Genomic DNA, 586 nt, shown 5'->3' on the forward strand with positions numbered 1-586 from the left:
GATTAATAGAAATGCAGATAAAACTGGCGTTAGAGCTAGTTTTAATGTTCAAACTGTAGGTATGCATTCTATCTTAGCGGGTTCAACCGATGCTAGTTTTGCTATCAATGGTGTTGTAATTGGACAAGTAGATTACAAAGATGGTGATGAAAACGGTGCTTTAGTTTCAGCTATCAATGCGGTAAAAGATACTACAGGTGTTCAAGCTTCTAAAGATGAGAATGGTAAGTTAGTTCTTACTTCTGCTGATGGTAGAGGGATTAAAATTGATGGTAGCATAGGTGTAAATTCAGGTATTAAAGCTGGTCAAATGGAAAACTATGGTCGCTTATCTTTGGTTAAAAATGATGGTAGAGATATCGATGTGGGAGGAACTAATCTGACTGCAGCTGGGTTTGATAAGTCTCAGCATATTTCTCAATCTTCTGTTTCTTTAAGAGAATCAAAAGGTCAAATCAATGGTCAAATAGCAGATGCTATGGGATTTAATTCTATCAATGGTGGTAAGTTTATCGTTTCTGGTACTGGTGGAGCAGCTGGTAGTATTGCTGATTGGATGAGTACAAAAGGTTCAGGATTTTCTTCA

General features: G+C 37.0%; 1 protein-coding gene. It reads left to right on the plus strand.

The window, feature by feature from the left end; genetic code table 11:
- Positions 1 to 586: flagellin hook IN motif-containing protein (locus ELQ12_RS09830; protein WP_279586143.1), on the plus strand; the 586-nt coding region annotated here is incomplete at both ends.

Origin of the sequence: Campylobacter sp. US25a (assembly GCF_004379075.1) — a bacterium.
Classification (GTDB): domain Bacteria; phylum Campylobacterota; class Campylobacteria; order Campylobacterales; family Campylobacteraceae; genus Campylobacter_D; species Campylobacter_D jejuni.